Origin of the sequence: Azospirillum lipoferum 4B (genome assembly GCF_000283655.1) — a bacterium.
GTDB classification, from domain to species: domain Bacteria; phylum Pseudomonadota; class Alphaproteobacteria; order Azospirillales; family Azospirillaceae; genus Azospirillum; species Azospirillum lipoferum_C.
This window is the reverse complement of the sequence record NC_016623.1, coordinates 541713-563218: the sequence shown is the minus strand read 5'-3', so window position 1 is coordinate 563218 and position 21506 is coordinate 541713. Positions and strand designations below refer to the sequence as shown.

19 protein-coding genes are annotated in these 21506 nt (G+C 67.5%); 7 read left to right on the top strand and 12 right to left on the bottom strand.

The window, feature by feature from the left end:
- Nucleotides 1-63: 63 nt before the first annotated feature.
- From xdhC to AZOLI_RS23850, 8 genes are all read right to left on the bottom strand, one after another.
- Nucleotides 64-912, bottom strand: a complete 849-nt coding sequence (gene xdhC, locus AZOLI_RS23885; RefSeq protein ID WP_014249772.1) for a xanthine dehydrogenase accessory protein XdhC — start codon at nt 910-912, stop codon at nt 64-66.
- The gene (gene xdhB, locus AZOLI_RS23880) at nt 909-3299 is read right to left on the bottom strand and encodes a xanthine dehydrogenase molybdopterin binding subunit (protein WP_044552900.1); all 2391 of its coding nucleotides are present in this window, start codon (nt 3297-3299) and stop codon (nt 909-911) included. Before xdhB ends, xdhC begins: the two co-directional genes overlap by 4 nt.
- Complete coding sequence (xdhA, locus tag AZOLI_RS23875) at nt 3292-4764, bottom strand: xanthine dehydrogenase small subunit (protein WP_014249770.1); 1473 nt, start codon at nt 4762-4764, stop codon at nt 3292-3294. Before xdhA ends, xdhB begins: the two co-directional genes overlap by 8 nt.
- Nucleotides 4765-5110: 346 nt before the next feature.
- Nucleotides 5111-5776 (bottom strand): hypothetical protein, encoded by a 666-nt coding sequence (locus AZOLI_RS23870; protein WP_014249769.1) that lies wholly within the window; start codon nt 5774-5776, stop codon nt 5111-5113.
- Between the two features lie 62 nt (nt 5777-5838).
- Nucleotides 5839-6858 (bottom strand): cytochrome d ubiquinol oxidase subunit II, encoded by a 1020-nt coding sequence (cydB, locus tag AZOLI_RS23865; protein ID WP_014249768.1) that lies wholly within the window; start codon nt 6856-6858, stop codon nt 5839-5841.
- A gap of 5 nt (nt 6859-6863) precedes the next feature.
- The gene (locus AZOLI_RS23860) at nt 6864-8261 is read right to left on the bottom strand and encodes a cytochrome ubiquinol oxidase subunit I (protein ID WP_014249767.1); all 1398 of its coding nucleotides are present in this window, start codon (nt 8259-8261) and stop codon (nt 6864-6866) included.
- 194 nt (nt 8262-8455) lie between these two features.
- The gene (locus AZOLI_RS23855) at nt 8456-9082 is read right to left on the bottom strand and encodes a MarC family protein (protein ID WP_044552896.1); all 627 of its coding nucleotides are present in this window, start codon (nt 9080-9082) and stop codon (nt 8456-8458) included.
- 231 nt (nt 9083-9313) lie between these two features.
- Nucleotides 9314-10435: a DNA topoisomerase IB gene (locus AZOLI_RS23850; RefSeq protein ID WP_014249765.1), complete on the bottom strand. Its 1122-nt coding sequence runs from the start codon at nt 10433-10435 to the stop codon at nt 9314-9316.
- A 116-nt stretch (nt 10436-10551) separates the two neighbouring features.
- Here AZOLI_RS23850 and AZOLI_RS23845 point away from each other — a divergent pair, with 116 nt between their 5' ends.
- A complete protein-coding gene (locus AZOLI_RS23845) occupies nt 10552-10881 on the top strand; it encodes a hypothetical protein (protein ID WP_014249764.1) in 330 nt (109 codons plus the stop codon).
- Between the two features lie 15 nt (nt 10882-10896).
- Here AZOLI_RS23845 and hemF read toward each other — a convergent pair whose 3' ends face one another.
- Both hemF and AZOLI_RS23835 read right to left on the bottom strand, forming a co-directional pair.
- On the bottom strand, nt 10897-11772 hold the full coding sequence (gene hemF, locus AZOLI_RS23840; protein WP_014249763.1) for an oxygen-dependent coproporphyrinogen oxidase: 876 nt from the start codon (nt 11770-11772) through the stop codon (nt 10897-10899).
- Nucleotides 11769-12257, bottom strand: coding sequence for a tRNA (cytidine(34)-2'-O)-methyltransferase (locus AZOLI_RS23835; protein WP_429725911.1), 489 nt, complete (start codon nt 12255-12257; stop codon nt 11769-11771). Before AZOLI_RS23835 ends, hemF begins: the two co-directional genes overlap by 4 nt.
- Before the next feature lie 238 nt (nt 12258-12495).
- Between AZOLI_RS23835 and petA the strand changes: the two genes are divergently transcribed.
- From petA to AZOLI_RS23815, 4 genes are all read left to right on the top strand, one after another.
- Nucleotides 12496-13065 carry a ubiquinol-cytochrome c reductase iron-sulfur subunit gene (petA, locus tag AZOLI_RS23830; RefSeq protein ID WP_014249761.1) on the top strand — a complete coding sequence of 190 codons (570 nt, stop codon included), beginning with the start codon at nt 12496-12498 and terminating at the stop codon, nt 13063-13065.
- 28 nt (nt 13066-13093) lie between these two features.
- Complete coding sequence (locus AZOLI_RS23825) at nt 13094-14362, top strand: cytochrome b (protein ID WP_014249760.1); 1269 nt, start codon at nt 13094-13096, stop codon at nt 14360-14362.
- Nucleotides 14362-15123 (top strand): cytochrome c1, encoded by a 762-nt coding sequence (locus AZOLI_RS23820; RefSeq protein WP_014249759.1) that lies wholly within the window; start codon nt 14362-14364, stop codon nt 15121-15123. Before AZOLI_RS23825 ends, AZOLI_RS23820 begins: the two co-directional genes overlap by 1 nt.
- 112 nt (nt 15124-15235) lie before the next feature.
- The gene (locus AZOLI_RS23815; protein ID WP_014249758.1) at nt 15236-15787 is read left to right on the top strand and encodes a DUF924 family protein; all 552 of its coding nucleotides are present in this window, start codon (nt 15236-15238) and stop codon (nt 15785-15787) included.
- On the opposite strand, the gene AZOLI_RS23810 is transcribed toward AZOLI_RS23815, so the two are convergent.
- Nucleotides 15784-16662, bottom strand: coding sequence for a response regulator (locus AZOLI_RS23810; protein ID WP_014249757.1), 879 nt, complete (start codon nt 16660-16662; stop codon nt 15784-15786). The genes AZOLI_RS23815 and AZOLI_RS23810 overlap by 4 nt on opposite strands.
- 216 nt (nt 16663-16878) lie before the next feature.
- Here AZOLI_RS23810 and AZOLI_RS23805 point away from each other — a divergent pair, with 216 nt between their 5' ends.
- Nucleotides 16879-18309, top strand: coding sequence for a diguanylate cyclase (locus AZOLI_RS23805; protein WP_162488396.1), 1431 nt, complete (start codon nt 16879-16881; stop codon nt 18307-18309).
- On the opposite strand, the gene AZOLI_RS23800 is transcribed toward AZOLI_RS23805, so the two are convergent.
- Nucleotides 18281-19741 carry a helix-turn-helix domain-containing protein gene (locus AZOLI_RS23800; protein ID WP_014249755.1) on the bottom strand — a complete coding sequence of 487 codons (1461 nt, stop codon included), beginning with the start codon at nt 19739-19741 and terminating at the stop codon, nt 18281-18283. The genes AZOLI_RS23805 and AZOLI_RS23800 overlap by 29 nt on opposite strands.
- Nucleotides 19742-19973: 232 nt before the next feature.
- Between AZOLI_RS23800 and AZOLI_RS23795 the strand changes: the two genes are divergently transcribed.
- A complete protein-coding gene (locus tag AZOLI_RS23795; RefSeq protein ID WP_014249754.1) occupies nt 19974-21506 on the top strand; it encodes an acyl-CoA carboxylase subunit beta in 1533 nt (510 codons plus the stop codon).

Sequence of the window (21506 nt, the reverse complement as noted above, 5' to 3'; positions counted from 1 at the left end):
TGGGGAGAAGGTTAGGATGAGGGGGTTCGGCGCAGCCGAAGAAATCCTCGAAGCGGCCCCCCCTCACCCCGACCCTCTCCCCGGGGGGGAGAGGGAGACCCGGGAGGGAACCGCAAACGCCACCAGCAGTTCCGCCGCCACCAGCGCCGCGATCACCTCCGGCCGCTTATCCCCGGTCAGCGCCGCACCGATGGGACAGGTCAGCCGCTCCAACGCCCCCGCATCGCGCCCGCGCGCCCGGAACCAGCGCTCGAACTTCGCGCGTTTCGTCGCCGAGCCGATCATGCCGACATAGGCGGCGTCGCCCCGCCGCAGCGCCGCCTCGGCGATCTCGAAGTCCAGGGCGTGGCTGTGGGTCAGCACCAGATAACCGGCGCCAGGAGGAGCCCCCGCCAGCGGATCGAGCGGGCTTTCGGTCAGGATGCGCTCCACGCCCGCCGGGATCGTTTCGGGAAACTCCTGTGCCCTGCCGTCGATCCACCGCAGGCGCAGCGGCAGCGGTGCGAAGGCGGTCGCCATGGCCCGTCCGACATGCCCGGCCCCGAACAGCAGCAGGGTCGGCCGCGCGTCCAGCGCCCGGCGCTCCCGTTCCTGCAAGGCGGCCACGGTGCCGCCATCGGCCCGCTCCAGCCGCAGCACGACATGCCCGCCGCAGCACTGGCCGGTCGCCGGCCCCAGGGCCAGGTCGAGCGTCTCGGCAACGCTGCCGTCCTCCAGCATCCGCCGCGCGGCGGCGATGGCGGTCCATTCCAGCCGCCCGCCGCCGACCGTTCCGGCGCAGGCCTCCCGCCCCACCAGCATGCCGGCCCCCTCCTCCCGCGGGGTGGAGCCGCGCGCCTCGGCGACTGTGACGAGGATGGCGGGCGCGCCTTGGGTCAGCCAGTTGGAGAGGGTGGTGGAAAGTGCGGTCATTGTCGGGGGGAGGCCGCCACCCGCTCACGCAACGCCGCAATGCACCTCAGCACCCGCTCCGGCGTGGCCGGCGCGTCCAGACGCGGACAGACCCGGTGCCCGGCGACGCTCGCCACCGCGTCGGACAGGGCGTGGAACACCGACATGCCCAGCATGAAGGGCGGCTCGCCCACCGCCTTGGAGCGGAAGATGCTGTCCTCGCGGTTCGGCGCATTCTCCAGCAGCGCGACGTTGAAGATGCGCGGACGGTCCGAACAGGCCGGGATCTTGTAGGTGCTGGGCGCGTGGGTGCGCAGGCGGCCCTGCCCGTCCCACCACAGCTCCTCCATGGTCAGCCAGCCCATGCCCTGGACGAAGCCGCCCTCGATCTGCCCCCTGTCGATGGCCGGGTTCAGCGAGCGGCCGCAATCGTGCAGGATGTCCACCCGGTCGACGACATATTCGCCGGTCAGCGTGTCCACCGTCACCTCGGCGCAGGCCGCGCCATAGGCGAAGTAGTAAAACGGCGTGCCGCGCCCGGCCGCGCGGTCCCAATGGATCTTCGGCGTCTTGTAGAAGCCGGTGGCCGACAGCTGGACCCGCGCCATATAGGCGGCGCGCACCAGCTCGGCGAAGCTCATGTCGCAGTCGCCGACCCGCACCCGGTTGCGCTCGAACCGCACCGCGTCGGGCGCCACGCCCCACTTCTCCGCCGCGAAGGCGACCAGCCGCTCCCTGATGGTGCGGGCCGCCGCCTGCGCCGCCTTGCCGTTCAGGTCGGAACCCGACGACGCCGCGGTGGCCGAGGTGTTGGGCACCTTGCCGGTGCTGGTGGCGGTCGGGCGGATGGTGGAGATGTCGACCTGGAACTCCTCCGCCACCACCTGGGCGACCTTGGTGTAGAGCCCCTGCCCCATCTCGATCCCGCCATGGTTCAGCTGGATGCTGCCGTCGGTGTAGACATGGACCAGCGCGCCGGCTTGGTTGTAATGGCTGGCGGTGAAGGAGATGCCGAACTTCACCGGGGTCAGCGCCAGCCCCTTGCGCAGGATGCGGCTGTTGGCGTTGAAGGCGCGGATCTCCTCCCGCCGCCGCCAATAGGCGCTGCTGTCCTCCAGCTGCGCGATCAGCTCCGGCAGGATGTTGTCGGTGACGGTCTGGTGATAGGGCGTCAGATTGCGCTCCCCTCCCTCGGCATCCGTCCCGTAGAAGTTCCGCTTGCGGATTTCCAGCGGGTCCTTGCCCAGCGCGAAGGCGATTTCGTCGATCACCCGCTCCGCCGCGACCATGCCCTGCGGGCCGCCGAAGCCGCGAAACGCCGTGTTGGATACCGTGTTGGTCTTCAGCGGCAGCGATTCCAGCCGCGCCGCCGGATAGAAATAGCCGTTGTCGGCATGGAACAGCGCACGGTCGGTCACCGGTCCCGACAGGTCGGCGGCATAGCCCGCCCTTGCCGCGAACAGCATGTCGACGCCCTGGATCAGGCCGCTGTCGTCGAAGCCGACGCGATAGTCGATCTCGAAATCATGGCGCTTGCCGGTGACCTGGAAATCGTCGTCGCGGTCGGGGCGCAGCTTGGCGGCGCGGCCGGTGCGCTTGGCGACCAGCGCGGTGCAGGCAGCGAACAGGTTCGATTGCGTCTCCTTCCCGCCGAAGCCGCCGCCCATCCGCCGAACCTCCACCGTCACCGCGGCGTCCGCCAGGTCAAGCACATGGGCGACGATGTGCTGCACCTCGGTCGGATGCTGGGTGGAGACATGGATCAGCACCTCGCCATCCTCGCCGGGCACTGCCATGGCGATCTGGCTTTCCAGGTAGAAATGCTCCTGCCCGCCGATGGCGAGCCGCCCCTCCACCCGGTGCGGCGCCGCGGCCAGCGCAGCATCGGCGTCGCCGACCCGGAGCGTCATCGGCGGGGTGACCAGTGTCCGCTCGCCGTCGCGGGCGGCGGCGATGGTCAGGACGGCCGGCAGATCCTCATATTCGATCACCGCCAGCTTGGCGGCGCGGCGGGCCTGATCGCGGGTTTCGGCGGCGACAGCGAAGATCGGCTGGCCGACATGCTCGACCAGGGTCGAGGCGAACAGCGGCTCGTCATGCTTGCCCAGGCAGCCGATGTCGTTCACCCCCGGCACGTCCGCGGCGGTGAAGACGGCCACCACCCCCGGAGCCTGCCTGACCGGAGACAGGTCGATGGAGCGGATGCTCGCATGCGCCCGGCTGCTGAGGCCCAGATAGACATGCAGCAACCCGGCCGGCTCGGCGATATCGTCGACATAGACCGCCTCGCCACTGACATGCTTGTGCGCGCTTTCATGCCGGCGCGGGTCATGGACGGCGCCCTCGATCCGCGCCGGGGCGGCAGGCGTGATGGGGGCCGTGACATCGGGCGCCATGGAATCAGGCATGTGCAAGCCTCCGGTCGCCGACCAGACGGGTGTCCGCCGCCGGGTCGCTGGTCTCGACATACAGCTTCATCAGCAAATTCGCGGCCACCATGGAGCGATAGCCCGCGCTGGCCCGCCAGTCGCTCAGCGGCGTGTAGTCGCCGGCCAGCGCGTCCATCGCCTGGGTCACGCTTTCCTCGGTCCAATGGCGGCCCAGCAGCACCGCTTCGGCCCCGCCGGCGCGTTTCGGCGTGCCGGCCATGCCGCCGAAGGCGATGCGGATGTCGGCAACCCGCCCCTCGCCGTCCAGCGTCAGGCGGAAGGCGCCGCAGACGGCGGAGATGTCCTGGTCGAAGCGCTTGGCGATCTTGTAGGCACGGAACCGCACCCCCGCCGCCGGTTTGGGCAGGATCACCGCCTCGACGAATTCGCCCTCGCGGCGGTCCTGCTTGCCGTATTCGATGAAGAAATCCTCCAGCGGCAGCTCGCGCGTCTCGCCGCCGCGGCGCAGCCGCAGGGTGGCGCCGCAGGCGATCAGCGCCGGCGGGGTGTCGCCGATGGGGGAGCCGTTGGCGATGTTGCCGCCGATGGTGCCCATGTTGCGCACCTGCTCCGCCCCGATGCGGCGGATCAGCTCGCCGAAATCGGGATAGAGCGCGGCGATCCGCTCCGCCGCGTCGCTGTAGGTCACCCCGGCCCCGATCGCCAGCGCGTCGCCGCGATCCTCGATCCGCCGCAGGTCGCGCACACGGCCGGTGTAGATCACGGTCGCCAGCACGCGCTGGAACTTGGTCACCCACAGCCCGACATCGGTCGCCCCCGCCACGATGGTGGCGCCGGGATTGTCGAGCAGGAGCTGCGCCAGCTGCGGCACGGTGGCCGGCGCCAGAAAACGGCGCCCGCCGGCTCCGACGCTGAGGATCTCCCCGTCGCGCAAGGCCGTCAGCCTGTCCGCCCACGCCTCACGGTCGGCAAAGCGGTCGGCGGCCCGGTCGCCAATCTCGTACATGGTGTGGGCGGCGCGGACGATGGGCTCATAGCCGGTGCAGCGGCAGAGATTCCCGGCCAGCGCGTCGTCGATCCGCTGGCCGTCCGGCCGCTCCTCGTTGAGGTACAGCGCCAGCAGCGACATGACGAAGCCCGGCGTGCAGAATCCGCATTGCGAGCCGTGGCAATCGACCATCGCCTGCTGAACCGGGTGCAGCGCGCCGTCCGGCCCCTTCAGATGCTCAACCGTCAGCAGCCGGCAGCCGTCCAGCGTGGCGAGGAAGCGGATGCAGGCGTTCACCGCCTCATAGCGCAGCCTGTCGCCGTCCAGCCGCCCGACCACCACGGTGCAGGCGCCGCAATCGCCCTCCGCACAGCCTTCCTTGGTGCCGACCCGCCGTTCCGACAGCCGCAGCCAGTCCAGCACCGTCAGGGTCGGATCGACCGCATCGATCTCCCGAAGCTCGTCGCCGAGATAGAAGCGGAGGCGCTGGCGCATGGCTGCTCCCGATGAACTGGTGACGATGTGACGCAGTATTTCACCGACGTTAACTCTGTCACCAGATCGGCAGCGGGGGAAAGAGTTTCAAATGAATTGCAAAGGAGGCGGGGTCTGCCCCGTCCGCTTGATGGCATTTGCATTTGATCAGCGCATGGGGTCAAAGCCCCTCTCCCCCTGCGGGAGAGGGGTTGGGGTGAGGGGTTGCAAGCCATTGATTCCCCCGGCCTTCGGCCGCCGCACCCCTCATCCCGCCCCGCAAGGGGAGAAGGGCTTTTGGGGCGGACACGCTATTGTCAGAAACACAGTTCCGATAGCAATAGGTGACGGTGGCAGTAGCCAACCCTCACGCACTCCCCTCCGGCGTCATCACCGCCAACCCGCCATCCGCCCGCACCGACGCCAGCGTCAGCGCATGCCAGTAGAGGTCCAGCAGCGCCGCCGGCATACCGCCCTGCTCATGACCCTCCATCGGCAGGACGGCGGCGGCGTGGGCCAGTGCCGCGGTGGCGGCGTTCGGGCTGCGCGACACCGCATCGCCCAGCAGCCCCAGCGTCTGGCCCAGCGCCGCGGCGTCGAACCGCAGAAGCGCCGGCGGCACGGTGATCTGCGCCTCTCCCCCACGCAGCCGGCCGACGGCGATGTAGACATGCAGCAGGTCTGGCCGCTCCTCCGGCCGCAGCAGGGCGGCGACGATGCGGTTGCCGGTCAGCGGCCCGCTGCCGTCGAACTCGTACATGGTGGCGCGCTCGCCCTGCCGGGTGGCGGCGAGACCGGCGAGGCGGGCGGTCAGCGGCTCCCCGGCACGGCGGGCGGCCTCGTCGAACAGGGCGGGGTGGCTGCCGCCCTCGCTCAGCACCACCAGCGGCGCGTCGGTCGCCGCGGCGGCGGCCAGCAGCCGGGCCAGAACGGCGAAGGGATCGCTTGCCGCTTCATCCGCCCCCGCTTCCGCCTCCAGCAGACCGGCGCCACGGCGCAGCATCGCCTCGGCAAAGCTGATGTCGATATCCATGGCCCCAACCCTTCCGCTTTTCTCGAAACCCGGCCCGTTTTAGGACGGGGCGCCTCCTCCGCTCAATGGTAACCGAAGCTGCCCGTCACCTTTCCGCGGAACACCCAATAGGAATAGGCGGTGTAGCCCAGGATCGACGGGATCAGGAAGGCCATGCCGACCAGCAGGAAAACCTGCGTTTCCGGCGGGCTGGCCGCCTCCCACACGGTGACGCCGGGCGGGATCAGGTGCGGCCACAGGCTGATGGCGAGGCCAAGATAGGACAGGGCGAACAGCGCCATCGACAGCACGAAGGGCGCCACCTCCCGGCTGTTGTCAATGGCCCGCCACAGGGCGAAGGCCAGCACCGCGGTGACGATGGGCACCGGCGACAGGAAGATCATGTTGGGCATGGAGAACCAGCGCTCGGCGATCTGCGGCAGCAGGAAGGGCGTCCACAGGCTGACCGCCGCGACCCCCGCCAGCACCACCAGCATCAGCCCCCGCGCCATGCGATAGCACCAGTCCTGCAGCGGCCCGACGGTCCGCCAGATCAGCCACGTCGCCCCCAGCAGCGCATAACCCACCACCAGCATCGCCCCGCAGAACAGCGCGAAGGGGGAAAGCCAGTGCAGCATGCCGCCGACGAACTGCCGATCCTCCACCGGGATACCCTGGATGAAGGAGCCCAGGATGACCCCCTGCGCGAAGGTCGCCAGCAGCGATCCGAAGAAGAAGGAGCGGTTCCACCAATGCCGGCCCGCCCGCGCCTTGAAACGGAATTCGAACGCCACCCCGCGGAAGATCAGGGCGATCAGCATGACCAGCAGCGGGATGTACATCGCCGGCAGAACCACGGCATAGGCGATGGGAAAGGCGGCGAACAGCCCCGCCCCGCCCAGGATCAGCCAGGTCTCGTTGAAGTCCCAGACCGGCGCCACCGTGTTCATCATGGTGTCGCGGTCCTCCTCCGTCGGTGCGAAGGGGTACAGGATGCCGATGCCCAGGTCGAAGCCGTCCATCAGCACATACATGAACACCGCGAAGCCGACGATCCCGACCCAGATCAGGGTCAGCAGGCTTCCTTCCGCAATCTCCTGCATGGGGGTCACTCCGCTGGTTCGATGGAAGGGTCGGTGGCGGACAGCGGCCGTTTGGGCCGTTGCGCCTCCGGCGGCTGCTTGGCGTCATGCACATGCGTCGGACCGATGCGCAGCAGGCGGATCAGGTAATAGGTGCCGGCGCCGTAGATGATCGAGTAGGCGACGACGAAGGACAGCAGCGAGATCAGCGCCGCTTCCATCGTCAGCGACGGCGTCACCGCATCGGCCGTGCGCATATGGCCGTAGACGACCCAGGGCTGTCGCCCGATCTCGGTGGTGAACCAGCCGGCCAGGATGGCGATGAAGCCGATGGGCATGCAGCCCACCAGCACGCGGAAGAACCAGTCGCTGCCGTAAAGCCGGCCGCGGAAACGCAGCACCAGATGCACCACCGCCACCGCCAGCATCAGGAAGCCGATGGCGACCATCAGGCGGAAGGTCCAGAAGACGATGCGCGGGTCGGGCCGCTCGTCCACCGGGAACTGCTTCAGGCCGGGAACGCTGCCGTTGAAGTCGTGGGTCAGGATCAGGCTGGACAGCGCCGGGATGCCGATCTCCCAGTGGTTGGTCTCCTTCTCCACGTCGGGAATGCCGAACAGGATCAGCGGCGCGCGCGGTCCACCCTCCCAATTGCCTTCCATCGCCGCGATCTTGGCCGGCTGGTGCTCCAGCGTGTTCAGCCCATGCTCGTCGCCTAAGAAGATCTGCAGCGGCGCCAGCACGGTGATCAGCGCCAGCGCCATGCTCAGACCCAGCTTCGCATGGTCGAAATGGCGGCGCTTAAGCAGATAGAAGGCACTGATGCCGGCAACCACGAAGCTGGTCGTCAGGAACATCGCCGTCACCATATGGGCAAGGCGGTAGGGGAAGGACGGGTTGAACACCACCTGCCACCAGTCGGTGACGAAATAGCGGCCGTCCCGGATCTCGAAGCCGGCCGGCGTGTGCATCCAGCTGTTGGCCGACAAGATCCAGAAGGAGGACAGCAGCGTCCCCAGCGCCACGAGGCAGGCGGCCATCAGGTGGATGCCGCGCGGCACCCGGTCCCGCCCGAACAGCATGATGCCGAGGAAGGCGGCCTCCAGGAAAAAGGCGGTCACCACCTCGTACTGGATCAACGGCCCCAGGACGTTGCCCACGGTGTCGGACCAGCGGCTCCAGTTGGTGCCGAACTGATAGGACATGACGATGCCGGACACCACGCCCAGGCCGAAGGACAACGCGAAGATCCGCGTCCAGAATTCCGACAGGCTGCGGTAGATGCCCTTGCCGGTGCCGACCCACAGCGCTTCCAGCAGCGCGATCCAGCAGGCGAGCCCCACCGTGAAACTGGGAAACAGGATGTGGAAGGAGATCGTGAACGCGAACTGAATCCGCGACAGGATCAATGGATCGAGTTCCATGGCCGCCGCCTCTTTTTGTTTGGGCGCGTGGAAAGGCTTGCGCCGGGCGGTTGCCCGGCGCCGATGTGGCAGGAGGCCATGTAGAGTGAGCGGCTGCCGTGGAAAGGGGACTAGTCTTTCAGGCTTAAACCCGACAGCACAAGGGATCGGCGGGACATACGGAGTGTTTGAGCCGTATCGGCGAAGACCGGCGGTCAGTTGGGCGGATAGATGCTGGTGATGCCGGAAATCACCGTCTGCGCCGCCAGCGCCGCCAGCACGATGCCCAGCACCCGGCTGACCGTGTGGATCACCGTGCGGCCCAGCAGCCGCCCGACCCGGTCGGCGCCCAGCAGGATCAGCGTCACCCCGCCGATCACCGTCGCCGCCGCCCCCAGCACGCTGACCTGTCCCGCCACCGTGCCGCCGGTGCGGTCCATCAGCAGCAGGATGGAGGTGATGGCGCCCGGCCCGGCGATCAGCGGCACCGCCAGGGGGAAGACGGCGATGTCGTGGGCGTCCTCGTCGGTCATCGCCTCGCCGGTGTCGCGCTCCTTCCGTTCGGAGCGTTTGGCGAACAGCATCTCGAAGGCGATCCAGAACAGCAACGCCCCGCCGGCGATGCGGAAGGCCGGCATCTCGATGGACAGGGTCTGCAGCACCACCTTGCCGAAATAGGCGAAGAAGACCAGCACCACGAAGGCGATTGCGGTGCCGCGCAGCGCGATGATGCGCTTGTGGCGGTCTTCGAATCCGCGGGTCAGCGCGATGAACAGCGGCACCAGCCCCGGCGGATCGACGACGACGAAAAAGACGACGAGATTGCTGATGTAGTCCGACAAAGCCGGCTCCAGCTTTTTGTGATTGTGAATTGATAGGACCAATCATAAGCGTGACCGTGCAGGGTGTCACCCCCGGACCAGGCATTTCCCCCTCTCCCCTCGCGGGGTGACGGGCTATTCACCAACGGTGGTTGCCGCCATTTCGCAGAGGCGAGATGTGTGCATGCCATAGCCGCCCAGCGGGGATAGGATAGGTGGGGGCATTCGCAAGCCGACACCTCCCAAGCCCCCCTACCCCTTACCCCGCGCGCCCTCCCGCGCCCGCGACGCCGTCTCCCGCTCCAGCCTTTCGCGCAGGAAGGCCAGCACGGCGGCTTCCTCCCCACTCAACCCGGCCAGTTCGTCACGCAGCTCCGCCTCCACCTCGCGCTTCAGCGAGTCCAGCAGGCCGCCCTCCAGATAGGCGTCCAGCACCTCGGGATGGACGTAGCTCTTGCGGCAGACGCTGGGGGTGTTGCCGAGGCGGGTGGCGACCTGTTCGATGGCGCGGGTGACGTTGCGCTTGGCGCCGGTCGCGCTGTCGAAGGCCTGGAACTCCCTGAGCGCCATCGCCGCCAGCACGGTGCCGGCCCAGGTGCGGAAATCCTTGGCGGTGAAATCGGCGCCGGTGGCCTCGCGCAGATAGGCGTTGACGTCGCCCGAGGTCACGGCATGGCGCTGGCCGTCGCGGTCGAGATACTGGAACAGCTCGTCGCCGGCCACGTCCCGGCAGGCGGCGACGACGCGGGCAAGCCGGCGGTCGCGCAGCGCGACGTTCCATTCCTTGCCCGACTTGCCCTTGAAGGAGAAGCGGACCTCCGACCCCTCGATTTCGGTGTGGCCGTCGCGCAGCGTCGTCAGGCCGTAGCTCTGGTTCTCGCGGGCATAGGTTTCGTTGCCGACGCGGATCAGCGTGGTCTCCAGCAGCCGGACCACGGCGGCCAGCACCTTCTCCCGCGACAGGCCGCGCCGGCCGAGATCGGCGGACACCCGCTCGCGCAGGGCCGGCAATGCCCGGCAGAAATCCAGCATGCGGCCGAACTTGGTGCCCTCGCGCAGTTCGGTCCAGCGGCGGTGGTAGCGGTACTGCTTGCGCCCCTTGGCGTCGCGGCCGGTGGCCTGCAGGTGGCCGTCGGGATCGGGACAGATCCAGACGGCGCGGTAGGCCGGCGGGATCGCCAGCTTGCGGATCCGTGCCAGCGTGTCCTCCTCCGTCACCTGGGCGCCGTCGGGCCAGAGGAAGCGGAAGCCCTTGCCGTAGCGCCGCCGGCGGATGCCGGGGGTGTCGTCGGAACTGTAGGTCAGCCCGGCACAGGCGGCTTCCTGTTCGGGCGAGGGGCTGTCCATATCGGACGGAGGGATGGTGCTGTCCATACGGCCATCAACGGCCGGAACGGGCGTTGGTTGCCGCTACCCCCTTCGGAGAGGGTTTCTTCGCAGTTGCAAAAACTCTATCCTCGCATCGCCAGATCCAGCATGGAGCCGCGACCATGGACCGCAAGCCGGAAGAGACGACCCTGACCGCCCATCTGCCGAATCTGGAGATCCAGATCCGCCACCGCGAGGCGGGGGAGGATGGGGCGGAGGTGATCGCCATCCAATTCCGCGCCACCCCGTCCTTCGACGCGGTCGCGAAGCTGCTGGCCCCCGGCTTGATGAACCCGCTGCTGCTGGCGGGTCCCGCCGGCGGGAAGCCGGGCGCCGATCCGATGGCGTCCGCCGCCGGCATGGCCGAGCTGTGGATGGCGCCGATGCGGCTGTGGGGCGAGATGGTGCGGCAGGCCTGGGCGCCCTGGATTCAGATGGGGCAGCGCCGCTAGGCCGGTGCCGCTAGGTCACGGCCACTTCACCTCGGGCGGCAGGCTCATCAGGATCGCCTCGGTGTTGCCGCCGGTCTTCAGGCCGAAGGTGGTGCCGCGGTCGTAGAGCAGGTTGAACTCCACATAGCGGCCGCGGCGGATCAGCTGGTGTTCCCGCTGTTCCGCCGTCCAGGGCCGGTTCATGTGCCGGCGCACCAGGGCGGTGTAGCTGTCGAGGAAGGCGGTGCCGACATCGCGGGTGAAGGCGAAGTCCGCCTCCCAATCGCCCGAGTCGAGGTTGTCGAAGAAGATGCCGCCGACTCCGCGCGCCTCGCCCCGATGCGGCAGGAAGAAATAGCGGTCGCACCACTCCTTGTAGCGCTGGTAATAGTCCGGGTGGTGGCGGTCGCAGGCGGCGCGCAGGCCGGCATGGAAATCGGCGGTGTCCCGGTCGTCGGGGATCATCGGCGTCAGGTCGGCCCCGCCGCCGAACCAGCCCTGGGTGGTCACGATGTGGCGGGTGTTCATGTGCGTGGCCGGCACCAGCGGCGAGCGCATGTGCGCCACCAGACTGATGCCCGCCGCCCAGAACGCGCCGGTTTCGGCCGCGCCGGGGATGTTGGCGCGGAATTCCGGGCTGAAGGTGCCGTGGACGGTCGAGATGTTGACCCCGACCTTCTCGAACACCCGGCCCTTCATCACCGACATGGTGCCGCCGCCGCCCTCGCCGCCGCCATGGTCGGGGCGGGTCCAGCTCTTGCGCTCGAACCGGCCCGGAGGCAGGTCGGCATGGGTGCCGGTCAGCTCGTCCTCCAGCGCCTCGAAGGCGGCGCAGATGCGGTCGCGCAGCTCCCGGAACCAGGATGCGGCGCGGGCCTTGCGGTCTTCGATGATGCTGGGTTCGGCGGTCATGGTGTCTCCTGTGCGGCGGTCTGCCGCAGGGCTTCACCCAACACCATCGCCGCGCTGACCGCAACGTTCAAGGAGCGGGCGGGCGGCACCATCGGGATCACCAGCCGGGCATCGGCGGCGTCATGCACCTCGTCGGGCACCCCGGCGCTCTCGCGGCCGACCAGGATGCGGTCGCCGGGGGCGAAGCGGAAGCCGGTGTAGGGGATTGCCGCCCGGGTGGTCAGCAGCACCAGCCGCCCGGTCTGCGGCGCCGCGCGGTAGGCGGCCCAGGAGCTGTGCCGGGTCCAGTCGAGATGGTCCAGGTAATCCATCCCGGCACGGCGCAGCCGGCGGTCGTCCAGCACGAATCCGCAAGGCTCGATCAGGTCGAGCGCAACCCCCAGCCCGGCCGCGAGTCGCATCAGCGTGCCGGCATTCTGTGGAATGTCGGGTTCGAACAGCACAAGGCGCAACGCGGGCCTTGCCTCGAAGTGTTTGTTTTGCATACAAATAGTCCAGCCCCGACACACGCGACAAATTGTCTCCCGGCCAAGGACTTTTCAAGATGTCGACGCGACGGTATACCGCAGCGCAGAAGCTGGAGATACCCACTCCGGACCGATGCGGCATGCCTGAGGGTTTTTCCTTCGGCGGGCGGGCTTGCCGTGTCATGCATAAAAACGGTCCATCGGTCGTCCGGCGCGGGCAAAGGGCGTCGGGCATGCCTTGAGGAGAAACAGGCTTATGGCTCAGACCACGCATCCGCCCGGGACGGGTGGCCACGCGGCCTCCAGCGGCGAGGGGGGTTCCCGCCGCGATTTTCTGTATCTTGCCACCGGTGCGGTCGGCGTTGTCGGGGCGGCCTCGGCGGCCTGGCCCTTCATCGACAGCCTGAATCCGGCGGCCGACACCCTGGCGCTTGCCTCCATCGACGTCGATCTGGCTCCGGTCGCCGCGGGGCAGGCGATCACGGTCACCTGGCGCGGAAAGCCTGTCTTTGTCCGCCACCGCACTGCCGAGGAGATCGAAGCCGCCAAGCAGGTCAATCTGGGCGACCTGCGCGATCCGGCCGCCGACGATGCCCGCGTGAAGAAGCCGGAATGGCTGATCGTCATCGGCATCTGCACGCATCTGGGCTGTGTGCCGCTGGGCCAGAAGGTCACCGATCCGCGCGGCGAGTATGGCGGGTGGTTCTGCCCCTGCCACGGCTCGCACTACGACACCGCTGGGCGCATCCGCAAGGGCCCGGCCCCCGCCAACCTTGTCCTTCCGACGTACGCCTTCACGGGCGATACCAAGATCCGGCTCGGTTAAGCGGCGCAACGGTTCTGGAGACCCCGAGATGGCTCAGGTTCAAGCCACCAAGTTCAAGAATCCGGTCGTGAACTGGATCGACAGCCGCCTGCCGATCTTCACGATGCTGGATCACGAGTACAACCACTACCCGATGCCGCGGAACGTCAACTATCTGTGGGCGTTCGGTGCGATTGCCGGCATCATGCTGGTCATCATGATCGCCACGGGCCTGTTCCTGGCGATGCAGTATTCGTCCCACACCTCGCTGGCCTTCGATTCGGTCGAGCGCATCATGCGCGACGTGAATTACGGCTGGCTGATCCGCTACGTGCACGCCAACGGCGCGTCGATGTTCTTCATCGCCGTCTACATCCACATGTTCCGCGGCCTCTATTACGGCTCCTACAAGGCCCCGCGCGAAATCCTGTGGATCCTGGGCGTCATCATCTTCCTCGTCATGATGGGCACCGCCTTCATGGGCTATGTGCTGCCCTGGGGCCAGATGAGCTTCTGGGGCGCCACCGTCATCACGAACCTGTTCTCGGCATTCCCGATCGTCGGCGACCCGATCGTGACCCTGCTGTGGGGCGGCTTCTCGGTCGACAACCCGACGCTGAACCGCTTCTTCGCGCTGCATTTCCTGCTGCCCTTCGTGCTGCTGGGTCTGGTGATCCTGCACACCGCGGCGCTGCATGTCTGCGGCTCGAACAACCCGCTGGGCATCGACCCGAAGGGTCCGCAGGACACCGTCCCGTTCAACCCCTACGTCACGGTCAAGGACGGCTTCGCCGTGGTGATCTTCCTGATCATCTACGCGTCGTTCGTGTTCTTCATGCCGAACTACATGGGCCATCCGGACAACTACATCCCGGCCAACCCGCTGGTGACCCCGGCGCACATCGTTCCGGAATGGTACTTCCTGCCCTTCTACGCCATGCTGCGCGCGATCCCGGACAAGCTGGGCGGCGTGCTGGCGATGTTCGGCTCGATCGCGCTGCTGGCCTTCCTGCCGTGGCTCGACCGCTCCAAGGTCCGCAGCTGCAAGTTCCGTCCGATCTACCGCCAGTTCTTCTGGATCCTCGCCCTCGACGCGCTGGTTCTCGGCTATGCCGGTGCCATGCCGGCCGAAGGCGCCTGGCTGATCATCGCCCGTATCGGCACCGCCTATTACTTCTTCCACTTCCTGGTCCTGCTGCCGGTGCTGGGCAAGCTGGAACGGCCGAGTCCGCTCCCCAACAGCATCTCCGAGTCCGTTCTGAAGGGCGGGGGCGGCATCGCCGCCGGCGCCCATGCCAAGCCGATGGAGAAGGCCTGATGCGCGCGTTGAAGACTGCAATCCTCTCGGCGGCGCTGGCTCTCGGCATCGCCGGGGCCGCGCAGGCCTCGGAAGCCGTGCACATCCCCAAGCAGAACTGGCCGCACAGCGGCATCTTCGGGACCATCGACAAGGCGTCGGCCCAGCGTGGCTTCCAGATCTACAAGGAAGTCTGCGCCGCCTGCCATTCCATGCGTCTGGTTCCGATCCGCACCCTGGCCGGCATCGGCTTCAGCGAGGACGAGCTGAAGGCGATCGCCGCCGGCTATGAGGTGCAGGCCGGTCCGAACGACGCGGGCGAGATGTTCATGCGTCCGGCCATCCCGGCCGACCGCTTCCCGTCGCCCTTCGCCAACGAGCAGGCGGCCCGCGCGTCGAACAACGGCGCCCTGCCGCCGGACCTGTCGCTGATGGCCAAGGCCCGCGTCGGCGGCGAGGATTACCTCTATGCCTTCCTGACCGGCTTCGAGGAGCCGCCGGCCGACGTCAAGCTGATGGACGGCATGAGCTACAACAAGGTGTTCCCCGGCCATCAGGTCGGCATGCCGAACATCTTGCAGCCCGACGGCGTCACCTTCGCCGACGGCACCAAGGCGACGGTGGAGCAGCAGGCGCACGACGTGGCGACCTTCCTGACCTTCGCCGCGGAACCGCACCTGGATGCCCGCAAGCAGATGGGCGTCAAGGTCATCCTGTTCCTGCTGGTGCTGGCCGGCCTGATGTATGCCACCAAGCGCAAGCTGTGGAGCACGCTGCACTGAGCCCGACGGTTCGGTGAGGCAATTCGGACCTGGACAGGGCGCCCCTTCGGGCGCCCTGTTCGTTTATGGGGAACGGGTCGTCCGGGGGGCGGACCTACTGCGGAGAAGACGGATGGTGGACAAGCTGATCGACGAGATCGTCGATTTCTGGTTCGACGAGGCGATGAAGCCCTATTGGTTCCGCAAATCGGCAAGCTTCGACCGGGCGGTCGCCGACACGCTCGGCCCCCATTACGAGGCGGCGGCCCGCGGCGACTACGACCACTGGATGGAGGATGTCGACGGCTGCATTGCGCTGTGCGTCCTGCTCGATCAGGTGCCGCGCAACATGTTCCGCGACGACCTGCGCGCCTACGCCACCGATGCCAAGGCGCGGGGCGTGAGCGATCATGCCGTCGCCAACGGCTTCGATCTGGAATGCACCACGGACGAGCGGATCTTCCTCTACCTGCCCTATGAGCATCACGAGGACCTCGCCAGCCAGGAGCGGTCGGTCGCCCTGTTCACCGAGCGGGTCGGCGACGAGACCACGGTGCGCCATGCCCTGCGTCACCGCGAGATCATCCAGCGCTTCGGCCGCTTCCCCCACCGCAACGCCGTCCTCGGTCGCCCGAACACGCCGGAGGAAGAGGCGTTCCTGAAAGAGCCGGACTCGTCCTTTTAGACCGGCAGCGGCGCCAGCCAGCGTTCCAGCGCGCCGAGCAGGTCGGCGCGGCGGACCGGCTTGGTCAGATAGTCGTTCATGCCGGCGGCGAGGCAGCGGACGCGGTCCTCCGGCTGGGCGTTGGCGGTGACGGCGATGATCGGGATGCGGCTGCGCTCGTCGCCCAGCGAGCGGATGGTGGCGGTGGCCGTCACCCCGTCCATGTCCGGCATGGCGACGTCCATCAGCACCGCTTCGGGCGGCACCGGCGCCTGGGCGACGGCCACCACGGCCTCCGCCCCGCCGGTGGCGGTCTCGACCGAGAAGCCGGCCTTGGCGAGCAACCCCGCCACCACCATCCGGTTGGTCGCGCTGTCATCCACCACCAGAAGCCGGCCGCCGCGCGACCGCGCCCAACTCATCAGCACCTCGCCGTCGGTGGTGCGCGACGGCAGGCCGACCGGCATGTCGAGCATCGCCCGCAGGGAGCCGTCGTCCTCCTGCGTCACGGTCATCTGCGCGCCCATCGCCGCCAGCAGGCGACGGGCGAAATCCTTGCCGAACCCGTCCTTGCAGTGCCCATCGTAGCGCCCATGCAATTCGGCGCGGAGAACGACCGAATCCTCGCCGTTCGGCAGGGCCGAGAGGCGGAAGCTGAGCCGGCCCGGTTCGGCGCAGGCGATGGCGCTTGCGGCCAGCGCATTGCACAGGCTGCTCACGGTCTCCGCATTGCCGATCAGCCGCGGCGGCGTGCCCGTCAGCACGCTGACGTCCAGGGTTATCCCCCGCCCCTGCGCCAGAGCCGTGGTGGAAACCGCCAGCATGCGGACCATCGCTTCGGGAGCGAATGCTCTCCCCCGGTGGATGGGGACGTGATGCAGAATGTCACCGTTCATGGCCCGCCATTGGCAAAATGCAAAGCAGCTTGCAGTGATCCTGTCGGAACGTGACGGAGATCGGCGTTCCGACCGATAATGCGACCCATTATCAGCAAGTAGCGGGCCAGCGGCGCATCATTTCCCAAGCCGCGACACGCAAAGCGCGTTATCCTGCGACGACATACCGAAGTAGGCTGGCCGGGATAGGCTGGCCAACGCCGGAGAAGTGGCTTGATGGCGGATTCGATGTATCGGCGAACGGTCGGCCGGCTGTTGCAGCCCTTGGGCGTGATCGCGGTTGCGGTTCCGCTTCTGGCCGGTGCGGCGGCCCAGGGCGGCGAAGCCGTTCCCTACTGCGCCGATCCCGATTGGCCTCCTTACGAATCCATCTCCAGCGACGGAAAGCACCAGGGGATCGCGGCGGACCTGCTGGCGCTGGTTTCGCAGCGTTCCGGGGTGGCTCTGCGCCCCGTGCCGACCCGCGATTGGGAGGAGAGCATCGCGGCGGTGCGCGACGGCCGATGCCGCTTCCTCAGCTTCCTGAACCGGACGCCGAAGCGGGAGGAGTGGCTGGCCTTCACCGAACCGCTGTTCGTCGATCCGAACGTGCTGGTGACGCGGGAAGGTCACGACTACATCGCCGATCTCTCCTCTGTCGGCGGCGAGACGATGGTGCTTCCCCGGGGAACCTCGGTCGAGGAAAGGGTGAGGCGCGATTTCCCCAACCTCCGCATCGTCCTGGTCGACAGCGAGGCGGAGGCCTTCGCAGCGGTTTCCCGTGGCATGGCGGACATGACCTTGAGGTCGCTGACGGTCGCCGTCTACACCATCAAGACCGCCGGCTGGTTCAACCTGAAGGTCGCCGGCCATCTGCCGGGCTACGAGAATGCGTTGCGGATCGGGGTTCGCAGGGACGAGCCGGAGCTGTTGGCCGCCCTCGACCGCGGGGTCGGAACGATTTCCGCCGCCGAACGGACGTCCATCGCCAACCGGCATGTCTCCATTCAGGTCCAATCGCCGCTCGATGCATGGACGCTGGCGAAGCTGCTGGCGCTTCCCGCCGCGGTCCTTCTGACCAGCCTGTTCTGGATCGTCAAGCTGATGCGCGTGAACGAGCGGCTGCGGGTGCAGTCGCGCACCGATGTATTGACCGGCCTTGCCAACCGCAGCCACCTGAACGAGGTCTGCCGTTCGGAAATGGAGCGGGCTGCCCGCTATGGCCGGCCGATGGCGATCATCCTTGTCGATCTAGACCATTTCAAGCAGGTCAACGACCGGTTCGGGCATGTCTTCGGCGATCAGGTTCTGGTCGAATTCGCCGCCCTGGCGCGCAAGGCGCTGCGGACCACCGATACGGTCGGCCGGTGGGGCGGCGAGGAGTTCCTGATCCTGTGCCCGGAAACCGGCTCGGGAGCCGCCTTCGCGATGGCCGAGCGGCTGCGCCGCACGATGCGCGAGTATGACTTCCCCAACGGTCACCGCCAGACCGGCAGTTTCGGCGTCGCCGGCTTTCTCGACGGCGACAGCATCGACCGCCTGCTGATCCGTGCCGACAATGCGCTCTACCGCGCCAAGGATGACGGGCGCGACCGCGTCGTGCTCGACGACGGACCGGTGGACCGGTCGGAAGAGGCGCTCAGCCGGACCGTGTGTCCGGCGGATTGAACAGGTAGGGGACGAAGCTGCGGTGGTGCTCGTTCACCCGCAGCTCGCTGCCGATCGGCGGGAAGGCGCGCTGCTGGCAGTCGGTGCGCTCGCACAGCCGGCAATTGACGCCGATCGGCACCGCCGCCTTCATGTCGGCGATGTCGATGCCGGCGGCATAGACCAGTTCCGGCGCATGGCTGGCCTCGCAGCCCAGCCCGACGGCGAACTGGCGCGACGGCTTCAGATAGGCGCCGCCGCGCTTGGTCACGGTGCGGGCGATGCTGATATAGGCGGTTCGGTCGGGCATCTGGGCGAACTGCACCAGGATCTTGCCGGGCTGGGCAAAGGCCTCGTGCACGTTCCACAGCGGGCAGGCGCCGCCGAAGCGGGCGAAGTGGAAGCGGGTGGCGGAATGGCGCTTGGTGATGTTGCCGGCCATGTCGACCCGCACGAAGTAGAAGGGCAGGCCGCGGGCGCCCGGCCGCTGCAGGGTGGAGAGCCGGTGGCAGACCTGCTCGAAGCTGGCGGAGAAGCGGCTTTGCAGCTGTTCCACATCGTGGCGCAGCGCGCGGGCTTGCGCTGCGAAGGCACGGTAGGGCATCACCAGCGCCCCGGCGAAGTAATTGGCGAGCCCGACCCGGCAGATCGACCGGGCATCCTCGCTGGAGAATTTGGCCTGATCCACCAGCTCGTCGATCTGGTCGCCGAATTCCAGCAATGCGATCTGGTTCGCCATGTGGAAGGCACGGCTGGAGCTGGTCAGCAGGGCCGACAGCCGCAGCGTGCCGGTGGAGGCATCGTAGCTGCGCATGGCGGTCTCCCCCGCCTCGTCGGCGACCATCTTCACCCGCACGTCGTGGCGGCGCTTCAGATAGGCGGCCAGCTCGTTCAGCAGCGACCCGGAATGGATCTTCTCGGTGTCCCACAGCCGCTCCGCCGCCTCGTCCAGCGGGCCGATGTAGTTGTTGCAGTAGTGGAAATAGTCCCGCACCTCCTCGTAGGGGAACTGCGGCCCGGCGAAGCTGTCGCCCTCCTGGCTGCTGGGTTCGCGGTTGGACAGACTGTCGGCCAGCGACTGCACCCGCTCATGCAGTTTCTGATAGGCCTGATGCAGGCTGAGCACCCGGCGGGCCAGTTCCGGGCTGGAGCCGACCACGCTGCGCAGCTCGCCGGCGGTCAGCGGCGCCCCGACGAAGAGCGGGTCGGCCAGCGCCTCGCGCAGGTCGGAGACCAGCCGGCTGTCCTCATCCTCCAGGAAGGCGGACAGTTCAAGCTCGAAAGTGGCGGCGATCCGCATCAGCACCGGCAGGGTCAGCGGGCGCTGGTTGTTCTCCAACTGGTTGAGATAGCTGGGGGAAAGTTCCAGAGTCTTGGCCAGCGACGCCTGGGTCAGGCCGCGCTGTTCGCGCAGGCGGCGCAGCTTGTAGCCAAGGAATAGCTTCTTTTGCATGCGTATAAAATCCCGCCCCTGGATCGCCTTTGAAAACCGGACGTTCTTCGCAATCTTAGCAAGCGCAAATCCGTATTTGCAAAGGGCTTCGCAACTTCGCACGTTTTTGCGAAGAGGCTGTTTGAAGCGCTGCGAAGTTTGTGAATAATCCGCGGCGTTCCGGTGAATGATTGCGTCGCTCGACGCCGGAGCGGGGACCGTCACTGCGACGCCAACGATATGGGAACGCCCGATGCAAGACATTCTGGCCAAGTTGGAGTCCAAGCGCGCCGCGGCGCGGCTGGGCGGCGGTGAGAAGCGCATCGCCGGCCAGCACGCCAAAGGCAAGCTGACCGCGCGCGAGCGGATCGAGCTGTTCCTCGACGAAGGGTCGTTCGAGGAGTTCGACATGTTCGTCGAACACCGCTGCATCGACTTCGGCATGGAAAACCAGAAGATTCCCGGCGACGGCGTGGTGACCGGCCATGGCACCGTCAACGGCCGCCTCGTCTTCGTCTTCAGCCAGGACTTCACGGTCTTCGGCGGCGCGCTGTCGGAAGCGCATGCCGAGAAGATCTGCAAGATCATGGACCAGGCGCTGAAGGTCGGCGCCCCGGTGATCGGCCTGAACGATTCGGGCGGCGCCCGCATCCAGGAGGGCGTGGCCTCGCTCGGCGGCTATGCCGAGGTGTTCCAGCGCAACGTCGACGCGTCGGGCGTCATCCCGCAGATCTCGCTGATCATGGGGCCGTGCGCCGGCGGTGCTGTCTATTCGCCGGCCATGACCGACTTCATCTTCATGGTGAAGGACAGCTCCTACATGTTCGTCACCGGCCCCGACGTGGTGAAGACCGTCACCCACGAGGTCGTGACCGCGGAGGAGTTGGGCGGCGCCGTCACCCACTCCACCAAGTCGGGCGTGGCCGATCTGGCCTTCGAGAACGATGTCGAGGCTCTGCTGCAACTGCGCCGCTTCGTCGATTTCCTGCCGTCGTCGAACCGCGAGAAGGCGCCGGTCCGCCCCTGCGTCGATCCGCTCGACCGCGAGGACTTCTCGCTCGACACTCTGGTGCCGGAGAATCCGAACAAGCCCTACGACATGAAGGAGCTGATCCTCAAGATCGTGGACGAGGGCGACTTCTTCGAGCTGCAGCCGGACTACGCCAAGAACATCATCATCGGCTTCGCCCGCATGAACGGCTCCACGGTCGGCATCGTCGCCAACCAGCCGATGGTGCTCGCCGGCTGCCTCGACATCGACAGCTCCAAGAAGGCAGCGCGTTTCGTGCGCTTCTGCGACGCCTTCGAAATCCCGATCCTGACCCTGGTCGACGTCCCCGGCTTCATGCCCGGCACCAGCCAGGAGTATGGCGGCATCATCAAGCACGGTGCCAAGCTTCTGTACGCGTACGCCGAGGCCACGGTGCCGAAGGTAACCGTCATCACCCGCAAGGCGTACGGCGGCGCGTACGACGTGATGTCGTCCAAGCATCTGCGCGGCGACGTGAACTATGCGTGGCCGTCCGCGGAAATCGCGGTGATGGGCGCCAAGGGCGCGGTGGAGATCATCTTCCGCAGCGACATCGGCGACGCCGAGAAGATCGAGGCGCGTACGGAAGAGTACAAGCAGAAGTTCGCCAATCCCTTCGTCGCCGCCTCGCGCGGTTACATCGACGACGTCATCATGCCGCACGGCACCCGCCGCCGCATCACGAAGGCGCTGTCCATGCTCAAGAACAAGCAGCTCCAGAACCCCTGGCGCAAGCACGACAACATTCCGCTGTGA

What these genes read in the sequence shown, in the direction of transcription:
- xdhC (WP_014249772.1), bottom strand. Translation starts at nt 912, where the DNA reads ATGACCGCACTTTCCACCACCCTCTCCAACTGGCTGACCCAAGGCGCG.
- xdhB (WP_044552900.1), bottom strand. Translation starts at nt 3,299, where the DNA reads ATGCCTGATTCCATGGCGCCCGATGTCACGGCCCCCATCACGCCTGCC.
- xdhA (WP_014249770.1), bottom strand. Translation starts at nt 4,764, where the DNA reads ATGCGCCAGCGCCTCCGCTTCTATCTCGGCGACGAGCTTCGGGAGATC.
- AZOLI_RS23870 (WP_014249769.1), bottom strand. Translation starts at nt 5,776, where the DNA reads ATGGATATCGACATCAGCTTTGCCGAGGCGATGCTGCGCCGTGGCGCC.
- cydB (WP_014249768.1), bottom strand. Translation starts at nt 6,858, where the DNA reads ATGCAGGAGATTGCGGAAGGAAGCCTGCTGACCCTGATCTGGGTCGGG.
- AZOLI_RS23860 (WP_014249767.1), bottom strand. Translation starts at nt 8,261, where the DNA reads ATGGAACTCGATCCATTGATCCTGTCGCGGATTCAGTTCGCGTTCACG.
- AZOLI_RS23850 (WP_014249765.1), bottom strand. Translation starts at nt 10,435, where the DNA reads ATGGACAGCACCATCCCTCCGTCCGATATGGACAGCCCCTCGCCCGAA.
- AZOLI_RS23845 (WP_014249764.1), top strand. Translation starts at nt 10,552, where the DNA reads ATGGACCGCAAGCCGGAAGAGACGACCCTGACCGCCCATCTGCCGAAT.
- hemF (WP_014249763.1), bottom strand. Translation starts at nt 11,772, where the DNA reads ATGACCGCCGAACCCAGCATCATCGAAGACCGCAAGGCCCGCGCCGCA.
- AZOLI_RS23835 (WP_429725911.1), bottom strand. Translation starts at nt 12,257, where the DNA reads ATGCAAAACAAACACTTCGAGGCAAGGCCCGCGTTGCGCCTTGTGCTG.
- petA (WP_014249761.1), top strand. Translation starts at nt 12,496, where the DNA reads ATGGCTCAGACCACGCATCCGCCCGGGACGGGTGGCCACGCGGCCTCC.
- AZOLI_RS23825 (WP_014249760.1), top strand. Translation starts at nt 13,094, where the DNA reads ATGGCTCAGGTTCAAGCCACCAAGTTCAAGAATCCGGTCGTGAACTGG.
- AZOLI_RS23820 (WP_014249759.1), top strand. Translation starts at nt 14,362, where the DNA reads ATGCGCGCGTTGAAGACTGCAATCCTCTCGGCGGCGCTGGCTCTCGGC.
- AZOLI_RS23815 (WP_014249758.1), top strand. Translation starts at nt 15,236, where the DNA reads ATGGTGGACAAGCTGATCGACGAGATCGTCGATTTCTGGTTCGACGAG.
- AZOLI_RS23810 (WP_014249757.1), bottom strand. Translation starts at nt 16,662, where the DNA reads ATGAACGGTGACATTCTGCATCACGTCCCCATCCACCGGGGGAGAGCA.
- AZOLI_RS23805 (WP_162488396.1), top strand. Translation starts at nt 16,879, where the DNA reads ATGGCGGATTCGATGTATCGGCGAACGGTCGGCCGGCTGTTGCAGCCC.
- AZOLI_RS23800 (WP_014249755.1), bottom strand. Translation starts at nt 19,741, where the DNA reads ATGCAAAAGAAGCTATTCCTTGGCTACAAGCTGCGCCGCCTGCGCGAA.
- AZOLI_RS23795 (WP_014249754.1), top strand. Translation starts at nt 19,974, where the DNA reads ATGCAAGACATTCTGGCCAAGTTGGAGTCCAAGCGCGCCGCGGCGCGG.